Source organism: Paenibacillus radicibacter (assembly GCF_024721995.1).
Classification (GTDB): domain Bacteria; phylum Bacillota; class Bacilli; order Paenibacillales; family NBRC-103111; genus Paenibacillus_AM; species Paenibacillus_AM radicibacter.
The window spans coordinates 197,737-210,852 of the sequence record NZ_JANQBC010000005.1; the positions used below are offsets into that span (position 1 = coordinate 197,737).

General features: G+C 45.1%; 11 protein-coding genes and 2 riboswitches. Of the genes, 8 read left to right on the forward strand and 3 right to left on the reverse strand.

Going from position 1 to position 13,116, the window contains the following annotated elements; all coding sequences use genetic code 11:
* Positions 1 to 277 precede the first annotated feature (277 nt).
* The 6 genes from NV379_RS12675 to NV379_RS12700 all read left to right on the forward strand — a co-directional run bounded on the left by NV379_RS12675 (position 278) and on the right by NV379_RS12700 (position 5,712).
* Positions 278 to 1,369, forward strand: a complete 1,092-nt coding sequence (locus NV379_RS12675) for an ABC transporter ATP-binding protein (RefSeq protein WP_258207681.1) — start codon at positions 278 to 280, stop codon at positions 1,367 to 1,369.
* Between the two features lie 15 nt (positions 1,370 to 1,384).
* The gene (locus NV379_RS12680; protein WP_258207682.1) at positions 1,385 to 3,115 is read left to right on the forward strand and encodes an ABC transporter permease; all 1,731 of its coding nucleotides are present in this window, start codon (positions 1,385 to 1,387) and stop codon (positions 3,113 to 3,115) included.
* A gap of 98 nt (positions 3,116 to 3,213) precedes the next feature.
* Positions 3,214 to 3,672, forward strand: a complete 459-nt coding sequence (locus NV379_RS12685; RefSeq protein WP_258207683.1) for an AraC family transcriptional regulator — start codon at positions 3,214 to 3,216, stop codon at positions 3,670 to 3,672.
* Between the two features lie 272 nt (positions 3,673 to 3,944).
* Positions 3,945 to 4,388, forward strand: coding sequence for a hypothetical protein (locus NV379_RS12690; protein ID WP_258207684.1), 444 nt, complete (start codon positions 3,945 to 3,947; stop codon positions 4,386 to 4,388).
* A 1-nt stretch (position 4,389) separates the two neighbouring features.
* Positions 4,390 to 4,614, forward strand: a complete 225-nt coding sequence (locus NV379_RS12695; RefSeq protein WP_258207685.1) for a helix-turn-helix transcriptional regulator — start codon at positions 4,390 to 4,392, stop codon at positions 4,612 to 4,614.
* A gap of 147 nt (positions 4,615 to 4,761) precedes the next feature.
* A complete protein-coding gene (locus NV379_RS12700) occupies positions 4,762 to 5,712 on the forward strand; it encodes an NAD(P)-dependent alcohol dehydrogenase (RefSeq protein WP_258207686.1) in 951 nt (316 codons plus the stop codon).
* A gap of 197 nt (positions 5,713 to 5,909) precedes the next feature.
* Here NV379_RS12700 and gcvPB read toward each other — a convergent pair whose 3' ends face one another.
* Genes gcvPB through gcvT form a run of 3 tightly spaced genes read right to left on the reverse strand, consistent with a single transcriptional unit; the run spans position 5,910 to position 9,917 of the window.
* Entirely contained in the window at positions 5,910 to 7,418 is a 1,509-nt protein-coding gene (gene gcvPB, locus NV379_RS12705; protein WP_308860283.1) for an aminomethyl-transferring glycine dehydrogenase subunit GcvPB, read from the reverse strand.
* On the reverse strand, positions 7,415 to 8,767 hold the full coding sequence (gene gcvPA / locus NV379_RS12710) for an aminomethyl-transferring glycine dehydrogenase subunit GcvPA (RefSeq protein WP_258207687.1): 1,353 nt from the start codon (positions 8,765 to 8,767) through the stop codon (positions 7,415 to 7,417). The genes gcvPB and gcvPA overlap by 4 nt, the downstream gene beginning before the upstream one ends.
* 46 nt (positions 8,768 to 8,813) lie before the next feature.
* The gene (gene gcvT / locus NV379_RS12715; RefSeq protein ID WP_258207688.1) at positions 8,814 to 9,917 is read right to left on the reverse strand and encodes a glycine cleavage system aminomethyltransferase GcvT; all 1,104 of its coding nucleotides are present in this window, start codon (positions 9,915 to 9,917) and stop codon (positions 8,814 to 8,816) included.
* Between the two features lie 219 nt (positions 9,918 to 10,136).
* Positions 10,137 to 10,233: riboswitch (glycine riboswitch) on the reverse strand.
* A gap of 169 nt (positions 10,234 to 10,402) precedes the next feature.
* A riboswitch (glycine riboswitch) is annotated at positions 10,403 to 10,524 on the forward strand.
* Positions 10,525 to 10,712: 188 nt separating this feature from the next.
* Here gcvT and glyA point away from each other — a divergent pair.
* Both glyA and gcvH read left to right on the forward strand, forming a co-directional pair.
* A complete protein-coding gene (gene glyA, locus NV379_RS12720; protein ID WP_258207689.1) occupies positions 10,713 to 11,939 on the forward strand; it encodes a serine hydroxymethyltransferase in 1,227 nt (408 codons plus the stop codon).
* Between the two features lie 780 nt (positions 11,940 to 12,719).
* Positions 12,720 to 13,112, forward strand: a complete 393-nt coding sequence (gcvH, locus tag NV379_RS12725; RefSeq protein WP_258207690.1) for a glycine cleavage system protein GcvH — start codon at positions 12,720 to 12,722, stop codon at positions 13,110 to 13,112.
* Positions 13,113 to 13,116: the final 4 nt, after the last annotated feature.

The following is a 13,116-nucleotide window of genomic DNA, read 5'->3' on the forward strand; positions in this document are numbered from 1 at the left end:
GTTTAAAAAGTTGGATCACTGCAGAGAAAAAAGCACTTCAATGCTTACGAAGTGGCTTTCCTTCGGAAAGCCTGTGAGTGAAATCGTGAATTTTGAATTGATTATATGGTATTTTCACTCTTTCAAAGTCGGTCGCTCCGCTCTTCCAGTTGCTTTTTTCTCTTTCGTTTTAACTATTTAAACACCCTCTTCTATGCACAGGCGGAGCTGCTCATATGCACTTCGCCTGTTATGTATTCCGTGAATCATGGAGTTGAGCTAGGAAGGAGGCAGTTCAATGACTGCTGTGACGCTTAAAGGCATTAGCAAGCAATTCGGACGAGTAAGCGGTGTTAGCGGCGTGAATGTAGAAATTGGCTCAGGTGAATTTTTCACCTTACTAGGTCCAAGTGGTTGTGGCAAGACGACAACGCTTCGCATGATCGCAGGCTTTTATTACCCATCTGAGGGACGGATTCTATTCGGGGAGCAAGATGTAACGAGTCTGCCGCCGAACAAGCGTAATACAGGAATGGTGTTTCAGAACTATGCGCTCTTTCCACATATGACGGTGTTTGAGAATATTGCATTTGGACTGCAGACACGTAAAGAACCGAAGGTAATCATTCGGGATAAAGTGGAGCGTGCGCTTGCGCAGGTGCATCTGGAGACTTATGGCACTAGACGTATTGATCAATTGTCTGGCGGGCAGCAGCAGCGAGTGGCGCTTGCAAGAGCGCTCGTTATTCAGCCTGATCTGTTACTGCTCGATGAGCCGCTTTCAAATCTTGATGCGAAGCTTCGTGAGGAGACAAGGTACGAGATTAAGCGATTGCAGCTGGAGCTTGGCGTAACGACACTTTATGTGACACATGATCAAGCCGAGGCAATGTCGATGTCCGATCGGATTATGGTAATGAACGGAGGTACGGTCCAACAGATTGGCACGCCGCAAGAAATTTACAATGAGCCAGTTAATCGGTTCGTTAGTACCTTTATCGGGGAGACGAATTTATGGGAAGGAACAGTAGAGCGGATCGAGGGCGATGACGTCTATGTACGTGTGTCATCTGCAATTGTGCTACTTGCTTCGGCTACTCGGAAATCCCCTTCCTGTCAGTTGCAGGTAGGTGCCAAGCTTGCGGCAACTTTTCGACCGGAATCGGTCCAAGAAGTAGGGACGCCACAATATGATCAAGCGGGAGCGGGAAGCTTGGTGACAGGTTTCATTCAGGTTTCCGAGTTTACCGGAATCAGTACGCAGTACTTGACCTTCGCAGATAGCTTGCCGCTTCGCGCGATGTTTGTGGGCGTGAATCACTTGCTGCGCGAGCGCGGTGATAAGGTCTCCTTTTGCATACCGAAAGATAGTGTTTATTTACTTGAATAGGAGGTGCATGCACATATGCCAGAACAACCAACTTCAAGGTCGTATCGTCCCCATAGGTTGCATGCTATCACGTCCTCTCGCCACTTTGTGTATGTTCTTATTGCACCGCTGTTCTTAATTCTGCTCGGCTATGTCATTTATCCGTTCTACCAGACGTTCATGGACAGTTTTCGTGTGAATGGGGAGTGGAATCTCAGTAATTATCGTGCGTTCTTCGATCTGACGCATTCGTCGAATTTAGAGGCGCTGTGGACGAGTGTACATATTTCATTATGGAGCGTGCTCATGAGTGGGATTGTCGGGGTGACGATGGCGTTTCTGCTGGAGCGATACCATTTTCCCGGACGTAAAATTCTCAAAGTGCTCATTCTCGTCCCTTTAGCATTGCCACCACTAATTGGGGTGTTGTCGTTCTCGTTTCTGTATGCAGAGAGCGGTATTATTCCGAGAGCTTTAAAGACGTGGTTCCACTTAGATCAAGTCCCTTTCTCGTTAAAAGGATTCTGGGGTGTCGTGGTCGTTCACACGTTCACGATGTACACCTATTTCTACATGACCGCCTCGGCGGCGATCAAAGGGCTGGACCCTTCGCTTGAAGAAGCGGCGGCTAATTTGGGAGCGGGTCGGTTCATGGTGTGGCGTAAGGTGATCCTGCCGATGCTCACTCCTGCGATGGTCGCCTCAAGTTTGCTCGTCTTTATGATCTCGATGGCTTCCTATACTGCTCCACTTATATTCGGGATTCAGCGGACGATGACGATGCAAATTTATTTGTCCCGTACGAATGGAAGCTTAGAGATGGCATCGACGCAGTCGGCGATTCTGTCTGTTGTGTCGATTCTGTTCTTGATATTGATGCGCTGGTACCAAGGTCGGCGTAATTACCAGAATAATGGTAAAGGTGTTGGAGTGCACCAGACGGAAGTGACGAAACCTTGGGCGAAGTATGGAGCGATGGTGCTATCTTGTATCGGGGTGCTGATATTAACTCTTCCGATCTTGGTCATTATTCTAATCTCCTTCTCGGTCGATGCGACTTGGACAGTGCAAATCTTGCCTCCGAAATATACGTTCAGCCATTACTTGGATCTATTTACGAACAGCAAGACATGGCGTCCAATCTTGAATTCACTGGAGATGAGTGGGATCGCAACGCTTGGTATCTTGTTGTTCGGTGTCGCTGCGGCGTATGCGATTGTTCGATTGAATTTTAAAGGGAAATTCCTATTAGAGACGTTAATCATGATTCCATGGGCATTGCCGGGAACAGTTGTGGCGGTGAACCTGATTGCTGCTTTCAATACACCTTCGGCATTCAGCTTCGGTCAGGTGCTCGTAGGCACGGTGTGGATCATCCCGATTGCTTATTTTGTTCGCCATCTGCCATTGGTGTTCCGATCTACGTCCGCAACGCTCATGCAGATCGATCCCTCTACAGAAGAGGCTGCTCGCAATCTAGGTGCAACGTGGTGGTATAGCTTCAGACGCGTGGTGATTCCAATGGCATTCAGCGGTATTCTAGCAGGGACATTGCTTGCATTTGTGCAGGGAATTGGGGAATTTGTTGCTTCAATTCTGCTGTTTACGAGCAAGACTGTTCCGATCTCCGTTGAGATTTATCAGCGAATGTACGCCTTCGACTTCGGCACAGCATGTGCGTATGGGGTGCTACAAATCCTGACGATCATCGTCGTATTATTCATTTCTCAGAAGCTGACAGGCGATGGCGCGACATCGGTTGTATGAAAGATTTTATTTATTTTAAAATAATTTAGTGATAATTATTTTTAATCATGATAGCATTCGAATTGTAGTCCAATATCTAATAAAAGGAGACAAAATGGATGCCTTTTCATGTCGAGATGATTCCGAATTATCGCATTGCTTATGTAAGGAATGTGGGTCCATACGGCCAAGGTAATACACAGGCTATGGAGCAGTTGAAACAATGGGCTGAGCAGAAGGATTTACTAACGAAGTCCGCAATCCTCTTCGGAATTCCACGAGATAATCCAGTGACCACACTTCCTGAAGACTGTAGATATGATGCATGTATTGTCATTTCCACGGATATTGAAGTGGATGGTGATTGTGTTTGCGAAGGTGAACTGTCTGGCGGGAAATATGCGATTTGGAAAATCAAACATACGGCTGAGGATGTAAAACAAGCTTGGCTTGATATTTTTCCTGCTATTCAAAGCAGTGGATATGAACTGGATAACAGACCGATTCTAGAAAGATACAAAGGTGAATTGCTTATCAACGATTTTTGCGAAATATGTGTACCTGTTAAATCGGTTTAATTACTAATTGAAAATGGAATTTAATGTGGAGGATGTATCCCAAGCAAATGCTCGGGATGCTCCTTTTTTTATTATGCTAACGGGCAGGTTAGTTCAAACTTTAGTTAGTAAAATTTAAACAATTAACATCCTAATGCTAATTCGTTGAAAAGTGTGAGTGTTATATAAGTTTTTATAAATTATTAATGTAAAGTATTATTGACATTAAGTTTATTATAGTTTACATTTTGAATAAGATATTTTACATTGATGAATATCGTTGGAGGTGAACCATGACTTATCAAGAGAAGAAAAGCATTGTTTCTATAGTTAGTGTTATTGCTATATTCGTTTCTTTTTGTTTGTACATGTACCCGTTTCCCAATAGTGGACTAGAATCAATTGAGACCTTTCGCTTTTGGGGTTCTTTTGTCTTTATCTTGATTTTGGTTTCGATTATTGCCAACATTGTTATCAATATTGTTTTTAACATCATGTATAGAATAACAACAGGGGAAAATGAGCCCACATTTGAAGATGAACTGGATAGGATGATTAACTTGAAAGCAACAAGAAATTCATATTTTGTTTTTATCTTGGGTTTTCTTCTTGCCATGGGTTCTGTCATCGTCTTTCAGCCGTCACAATTGATGTTTATGATTCTAATCATTTCAGGATTTATGTCCGATGTGACTGGATCGATTACGAGACTTTATCATTACAGGAAGGGAGTCTAATATGGGTAAGAATCTTGTCGGCAACCACATTAGAAAATTGCGATTTAACCAGGATGAAATGACACAGCTGCAATTAGCTGACAAGGCAGGTGTAACAAGACAAACTATCGTTGCACTCGAGAAGGGAAACTACTCCCCCTCATTAGAACTGGCTTTTCGTATTGCACATGTGTTCGAATTACCATTAGAAGAAGTATTTTTTTATGGGGACAATCCAAAGCAGTAAGAAGTAACGGTTTTGTGGTTGCTCATTTGGATTTATACTTCGGAAAAGAAGGGCTTAGGAAGAATCTCTTTGTAATAATTACTTTTTAGTGGATATTTTTCCGAGGATTAACGATCTCTAAACTGATATTACTAGGAGGTTAAAAGAATGAAAGCAGCTATGTTTAATTCCTATGGTTCCCCTGAGGTTATAGAGATCAGAGATTCGCAGCAGCCATCAATCAAGGATGACGATAGGGTGTTGATTCGGGTACGTAATGCTTCGGTCAATACATTTGACTATCTATGTCGCAAAGGATTTTTACCAACACGGTTAGAACACGGTCTTACCAAACCCAAACATCCTATTTTGGGCCTAGACGTTGCAGGTACAGTAGAGGCTGTTGGCATTAACGTAAATAAATTTAAGGTTGGGGATGAAGTATTTGGGAGTTGTTTTGGATCTCATGCTGAATATGTCTGTCCTCGTCAGAATGTACTAACTCTTAAGCCCCCAAATATATCGTTTGAAGAGGCAGCGGCTGTACCCTGTGCAGCCTTGACGGCACTGCAAGCATTGCGAGATGTAGCACAAGTAAAGCAGAGGCAAAGGGTATTAATCTATGGAGCTTCAGGCGGCGTCGGGCACTTTGCTGTTCAGCTTGCTAAATACTATGGGGCTGAAGTAACAGCTGTTTGTAGCGATTCTAATCTCCAGTGGGTTCGAGCTCTTGGAGCGCATCACGTGATTGATTATACAAAGCAGGATTTTACTGACAACGGGAAAAAGTATGATGTTATTCTGGATGCTGTTGGTAAGAGGACCTACTTCAGTTGTATGCATTCTCTTACCGATACCGGAGTCTATATTACAGAACAGCCACTTCGCCCGAAGTATCATCCATTTCAATTGATGATAAGTCCAATGATGGGGCGCAAGAAAGCAAAAATACATCTTGCCAAACCGAATGACGTGGATATGGACTTTTTAAGCAAACTGATGGAGGAGCATAAGATCAAATCGGTTATTGAGAAATGTTATCCTTTAGAACAGATTGTAGAAGCCCACAAGCATATTGAAAGCGGTCGAACAAAGGGGAAGATTGTACTTGAGATTTAATAGTTGAAATTCAACTAACGGGCAGAATAGTTTTACCTACTAACGAATTTTTAAAATTCCAAAGTGTTTGCGAATTTCGCTATGAAAGGTGAAATTTTTGGATAAAAAAGAACAAGCGCTATCAGTAAAGATAACGACTTGTTCTTCTTGTATGCTTTCGATTTTATATCTTTCAGATATGATATGACCAAAAATTATTAACCACAGCTGCAATTCAGAATCGGCTTGCGAGCCGCTTGTGTCTCATCCAAACGACGTACCGCCGTATTGTAAGGCGCATTAAGCAATAGCTCCGGATTCGTCTTCGCTTCTTCAGCGATTTGGATCATTGTGTCGATGAAATCGTCCAATGTTTCCTTGCTTTCCGTCTCCGTTGGCTCGATCATGATGCACTCTTCCACGTTAAGCGGGAAGTAGATTGTTGGCGGGTGGTAGCCGAAGTCGAGCAGGCGCTTCGCGACATCAAGCGTGTGTACACCATATGGCTTCAAGCCTTTACCGGACATTACGAATTCGTGCTTACATACGCGCTCGAATGGTACTTCATAATAAGGCGCTAGGCGTCTCATCATGTAGTTGGCATTCAGTACTGCGCACTCGGATACACGGCGCAAGCCTTCAGGGCCATAAGTACGCATGTACGTGTACGCACGAACAAGGATACCGAAGTTACCATAGAACGCTTTAACACGACCGATTGATTCAGGTCTATCGTAGTCGAAGTAGTAGGTACCATCTTCACGACGCTCTACACTTGGCTTAGGCAAGTAAGGGATCAGCTTCGCTTTCACACCAACAGGACCCGCACCAGGACCACCGCCACCGTGAGGTGTACTCATCGTCTTATGCAAGTTCAAGTGAACGACGTCAAAGCCCATATCGCCAGGGCGTGTAATGCCCATGATTGCATTGGAGTTCGCACCATCGTAGTACAAGAGACCGCCAGCTTCGTGTACGATGCGAGCGATATCTTCGATTTGTTCTTCGAACAAACCTAATGTATTCGGGTTAGTCAACATGAGGGCAGCTGTGTCATTACCAACAGCAGCTTGAAGCGCCTCAAGATCGACCAATCCTCGATCATTGGACTTGATCGTTACCGTTTCAAAACCCGCAACCGTTGCACTAGCAGGGTTCGTTCCGTGTGAGGAGTCAGGCACGATGACTTTCATACGCTTGTCGCCACGTGCTTCATGGTAAGCGCGAATCATCATGAGACCCGTCCATTCACCGTGTGCGCCAGCAGCAGGTTGCAACGTTACTTTATCCATACCGGTAAGGGCAGCGAGATCATTTTGCAATGTATATAACAGTTCTAATGCACCTTGGATCGAAGATTCTGGTTGGTAGGGGTGGATCTTAGCGAATCCCGCATAGCGCGCCACATCTTCATTGATCTTCGGATTGTATTTCATCGTACAGGAACCAAGTGGATAGAACCCGTTGTCGATACCGAAATTACGGCGAGATAGCGCCGTATAGTGACGGATCACGTCTACTTCATACACCTCTGGTAGCTCAGCAGCTTTTTCACGCAACATATGAGCAGGAATTAGTTCTTGTTTCTCGATTTGAGGCACGTCACAAGCTGGTAAGGAGTAACCTACACGACCTGGCTTGCTTAATTCAAAAATAAGCGCTTTGTCATGCTTCACCACAGGTTGCTCTGTGCTTTGTGCTGTTTGTTCTGCCGATACTTGGCTCATAGGGATGCCTCCAATCTCTGTGCGAAACGCTCGATTTCCTCTTTGGATCTTTGTTCGGTAACCGCAACTAACATGTGACCTGCAAGCTCAGGGTATTCGATCCCAAGGTCATAACCGCCGATGAATCCGTCTTCAAGTAACTCTTCGTTTAACTTGGAAGCTGTCACACCATCAGGCAACTTCACTACGAACTCATTGAAGAAAGGCGCTGCGAACGCAAGCGACAAGCCATCACGTTTGCTGATGAAGTCTGCTGCATAATGCGCTTTTTGTAGATTCAAGTTCGATACTTCCTGAATGCCTGCTTTCCCTAGAGTGGACAAGTAGACAGATGCACATAGCGCAAGCAACGCTTGGTTGGAGCAAATATTCGAAGTCGCTTTTTCACGACGAATGTGTTGTTCACGAGTTTGCAGGGTTAGTGCGAATCCACGCTTACCGTCACGGTCAACTGTCTGACCAACGATACGACCAGGAATACGGCGCATAAGCGGTGTCGATACAGCGAAGAATCCACAAGTTGGACCACCTAGAGCAGATGGAATACCGAATGGTTGTGCATCACCTACAACGATGTCTGCACCTAATTTACCAGGAGCTTCAAGTAGACCTAAGGACATCGGATTCGTGCCGACTACGAACAATCCTTTTGCCTGATGAATGATCGGTTCGATTGCTCTTAAATCTTCGACACAGCCAAAGAAGTTCGGCGATTGAACGATGACAGCAGCCGTTTGATCGGAAACAGCAGCTTGAAGTTCTGTTAAATTCGTAACCCCGTTCTCGTAGCCAACTTCAACAATTGTTAGGTTTAAACCTTTAGCCATCGTGTGAAGAATTTGTCTAGCTTCAGGGTGGATCGTGCGTGAGACAACAAGTTCAGTACGCTTTGTAGCGCCACTTGCAAGTGCACCAGCTTCAGCGAGCGCAGTCGCACCATCATACATGCTTGCGTTGGCAACAGCCATACCTGTAATCTCGCAAATAAACGATTGGAATTCAAAAATCGCTTGCAATTCACCCTGGCTAATCTCAGGTTGGTAAGGTGTGTATGCTGTATAGAACTCGGAACGTGAGATCACGTGATTAATAACGACTGGAAGGTGGTGATCGTAGATCCCTGCACCTAAGAAGCTTGCATAACGGTCTAAGTCTGCATTCTGGCCAGCTAATACGCGCATATGGCGCAATAGTGCATGCTCATCTAAAGCTCCGGACATCTCAAGTGTACCTTGATAACGGATTGACTGAGGAATATCTGAGAACAGTTCTTCCATGGACTCAATGCCGATGGTTTGCATCATTTCAGCTTGGTCTTGCTCGGTCATCGGTAAATAACGATGCTTCAATGCTGTCATCTCCTTCGATTTAACGGTTTATATTTCATGATGAATGTTATTTCTTATTCTTCTTGTAAAATGGTGCTGGAACCACTTTCGCTTTCAGTTGTTTATCGCGAATTTCTACATAGATTTCTGTGTCAATTTTACTGAATTCTGTGTTAATTAGGGCCAGACCTAGATTGCGCTTCAAGGTCGGAGACTGCGTTCCTGTCGTCACTTCGCCGATCAATTGCCCATCTGCATATACAGGATAATGGGAACGTGGAATACCACGATCGATCATTTCGATGCCGACGAGTTTACGGCGAGGACCGTTTGTCTTCTGCTCAAGCAGCGCCTCACGACCGATAAATGCTTCTTTATCTAGCTTCACGAAAAATCCAACTGTTGCTTCAAGAGGTGAAATTGTTGAGGAGAGTTCTTGGCCATAAAGTGGAAGCTTCGCTTCAAAACGCAGCGTATCACGCGCACCAAGACCTGCAGGAATAAGTCCATGCTCTTGACCAGCTAGTAGCAAGCCATCCCAGATGACTGCCGCATCTTGAGCTGGAACATAAATTTCGAAACCATCTTCACCTGTGTAGCCTGTGCGTGAGACAAGTGCTGTAACTCCGCATACAGTTGCTTCAGGGATGAAGTGGAAAGATGTTAAACCTTGTAGTTCAGAGGATGTTACTTGTGACAAAATGGTCTCGGCGTTTGGACCTTGAAGAGCGATTAACGCCGTCTGATCCGAAATATTTTCCAAGACAACGTCACCGAGTAAGTGTTGGTTCATCCATTCTAAGTCTTTATCAATATTGGATGCGTTAATGACGAGCATGAACTTGTCAGCCGATAAACGATAGACGAGCAAGTCATCGACAACACCACCATCAGGGTAGCACATCAAGCTGTATTGGGCTTGGTTGTCTTGTAGTTTCGATACATCGTTCGTCGTTAAATTCTGAATGAAAGCTTCAGCGAATTGACCAGTTACGATCACTTCACCCATGTGGGATACATCAAATAGTCCTGCTTGCTGACGAACCGCATCGTGCTCTTTTTGAATACTGGAGAAAGAAACAGGTAGATCCCATCCGCCAAAATCGATACAACGAACGGATTCATGCGCTGCATACAGGGGATAAAGGGGAGTTCTTCTTAGTTCGGACAAACGAATCACCTCAACAATTGTATTGGGTACAACACGACTTCCTAAACACTAAAAAAGGACAGCGCGAAACTATATAAAGATGCACATGCCTGGCATCCTTTCAATAGTTTCACTCTGTCCTTTGTACCTGAGAGTTACCTAAAGTTTGTGAGTAGTTAACGCTTCCTTTAGTTTCCCCTTGGGTGACCCAGCGATTTGCGTGGGTTCTCTCCAGAGACGTGTCCGATAATGGTCCTTTTGCCTGAGAGATTCACCTATGTAGGTTTACTCCTTCGGCGTTACGTTAGTTGCAAGTAATCTCTCCCATTACCTTCATCCACCTATGTAATTGTTTTAAGAAATGGATTCCCTACTACTAAAATTAATAACTAAGGAGGTAGTATTTGTCAAGGATTATTTGTCGAAATATTTAAACTTTATCCCTTGACAACAGCTAATTTGCGGAACTATTCTTACAATATATCATAAACTTAAAATATGTGCGGATGAGAATGTTGGGAGAGACCTTAGCTCATACATGGTATGCAGCTTAGGCACCGAAGGAGCAAGTTTCCATGCAAGCCCGCTGGGAACAAATCTCTCAGGTAAAAAGTACCGCCATTTGACGCGACTCTGGAGAGTGCGAAAGCCACCAAAGGGGTAAGTTTCTTTCAAGATAGACGCACACGGTGCGTTTTCAATTGAAAGCTCTAAACTCTCAGGTACCAAGGACAGAGAAAAGGCATCTAACCTTTTCTATGTCCTTTTTTTGTTATACGGGCAAGAGAGGGAATACACTTTTGGAGGTGTAGACATTTGAGTCTACAAACGCATGATGAGGAAATTTTTGAAGCAATATCGAAGGAAAAGAACAGACAGTTAACAACACTTGAACTGATCGCATCCGAAAATATTGTTAGCCCTGATGTCTTAACAGCAATGGGGTCTGAGCTTACGAATAAATACGCTGAAGGGTATCCGGGGAAAAGATACTACGGAGGTTGTGAGTTCGTAGATGAAGTAGAAACAATTGCGATTGAACGCGCGAAACAACTTTTTGACGCTGGTTATGCCAATGTGCAGCCACACTCTGGTGCTCAAGCAAACATGGCGGTGATGTTCCATCTCTTAAATCCAGGCGATAAGATCATGGGAATGAACTTGTCCGAAGGTGGACATTTGACGCATGGCAGCCCTGTCAGTATGTCTGGCAAATGGTTCAATGTCGTGTCCTATGGTGTACGTGAGGATACACATCGTATTGATTACGATCAATTGGAGGCGCTTGCAAAAAAAGAGCGTCCAGCCTTGATTATCGCAGGTGCGAGCGCGTATGCGCGTACGATTGATTTTGCCAAGTTTAGAGAGATCGCGGATCAGATCGGTGCGAAATTGATGGTGGATATGGCACATATTGCAGGGTTAGTTGCTGCTGGTTTGCATCCATCACCAGTGCCGTATGCCGATGTCACGACAAGTACAACACATAAGACGCTTCGTGGTCCTCGTGGTGGATTGTTACTTACGAATGACGCTGACATGATCAAAGGTTTGAACAAATCGATCTTCCCAGGCATTCAAGGTGGACCACTTATGCACGTCATCGCGGGTAAAGCGGTATCGTTCAAGGAGGCGCTACAGCCATCATTCAAAACGTATGCAGAGCAGGTTGTGAAGAATGCAAGTGTTCTTGCATCCGCTCTGATTGAAGAAGGCGCGGCAATCGTTACTGGCGGTACAGACAACCACTTAATGCTTCTCGACACTCGTCCTTTCGATCTGACAGGTAAACAAGCAGAAGCGATGCTGGAGCATGTTGGTATTACCGTGAACAAGAACACAATCCCAGGCGATCCGCAAAGCCCGTTCGTGACTAGCGGTGTCCGTATCGGTACACCAGCTCTTACAACACGCGGCATGCGCGAGCCTGAGATGCGCACTCTAGCGAAGCTAATTGCGACGACTTTGAAGCATCAAGGTGATGCTGGGGTGTCGGAGCAAGTGAAGGAGCTGAGCGGAGGTTTTCCTCTGTTTAAGTACTAGGGAAGTGCATACGTGTATGCAAAAAGTTGTGCAACTGCGGAAAAGAGAGTATCTCCGGTCGCTGTCTCAATCGTGTCCCTTTTGATTAGGTTGGTAGGATGGGACACGATTTCAAAGGCGAACGCTACGCTCCTACAACACTCTCTTTTCCTCCGTTTCACTTTTTGCATCCACGCCAGCCCGTACTTAAAAAATCCACCCTCCGCCAGTGAGCCGGAGGCAGAAAAGAAAGGTAGGGAATTCCCCGGTGCGTAGGCACCTGGCGACTCCCTACGGATAAGATCAAGTTACAAGATCAAGTTTTAATTGTGTGCAGGGAATGAATACACACATGCGCGTGAAGTAATGAAACGCAGAATACAAGCACAGTGAATCACAAATCAAGGGTAAGCGAACCACGAAATGGATGGACGCGAGCGTCCAGCAGATCCTCACGAAAGTGAGTAAGCACTTAGCCAACACGAGCGCGAAGCTAGGCGAGTGAAGCAAACCCTGCTGCAGCGAATCGTTGGAGTGGGCTCACGGCCCCTCCCTGATTCACCCCAAAAGTGGGTGAAGTAACTCCGAGCACGGAGGGAGCGAAGGAGAAAAGTGTGCTGGAAGAACGAAGTGATCGCCTTTGAAATCGTGAAAATACCACTTAGCCAATTCAAAATTCACGATTGAGACAGCGACTGGAAGCATACTTTTCTCCACAGCGCCACACCAAGCGCTCAATGTTCATCCCGATCTATTTTCCAAAAAAACAAATCAAATTCCAAAAGTGAGGTCATTTCAATCATGAGCGAAATTAAACAAAACGTATGGTACAGCAAAGATCACGAGTGGGCAGAAATCGTAGACGCAAACACAATCCGCGTAGGAATTTCCTATTTTGCACAAAGCCAATTAGGCGACATCGTGTTCGTTGAACTTCCTGAAATCGGTTTAAGTGTAAAAGACAGCGAGAGCCTAGGTACAATCGAATCCGTTAAGACAGTATCCGATGTATTCTCCCCAGTAGCTGGTACGGTGACGAAAGTGAACTCCGATCTACTTGATCAACCCGAGCTAGTAAACAACGAGCCATACGGTCAAGGTTGGATGGTTGAACTAGAAGTTGAAGGCGGCGCAGAAGCAGCAGTAGCTGGATTACTAACAGGTGACGAGTACAAAGCCTACACAGAAGAGTAGGAGC

Bases quoted from the DNA above. Each gene is read 5' to 3' on its own strand.
- NV379_RS12675 (WP_258207681.1), top strand. From the start codon at position 278: ATGACTGCTGTGACGCTTAAAGGCATTAGCAAGCAATTCGGACGAGTA.
- NV379_RS12680 (WP_258207682.1), top strand. From the start codon at position 1,385: ATGCCAGAACAACCAACTTCAAGGTCGTATCGTCCCCATAGGTTGCAT.
- NV379_RS12685 (WP_258207683.1), top strand. From the start codon at position 3,214: ATGCCTTTTCATGTCGAGATGATTCCGAATTATCGCATTGCTTATGTA.
- NV379_RS12690 (WP_258207684.1), top strand. From the start codon at position 3,945: ATGACTTATCAAGAGAAGAAAAGCATTGTTTCTATAGTTAGTGTTATT.
- NV379_RS12695 (WP_258207685.1), top strand. From the start codon at position 4,390: ATGGGTAAGAATCTTGTCGGCAACCACATTAGAAAATTGCGATTTAAC.
- NV379_RS12700 (WP_258207686.1), top strand. From the start codon at position 4,762: ATGAAAGCAGCTATGTTTAATTCCTATGGTTCCCCTGAGGTTATAGAG.
- gcvPB (WP_308860283.1), bottom strand. From the start codon at position 7,418: ATGAGCCAAGTATCGGCAGAACAAACAGCACAAAGCACAGAGCAACCT.
- gcvH (WP_258207690.1), top strand. From the start codon at position 12,720: ATGAGCGAAATTAAACAAAACGTATGGTACAGCAAAGATCACGAGTGG.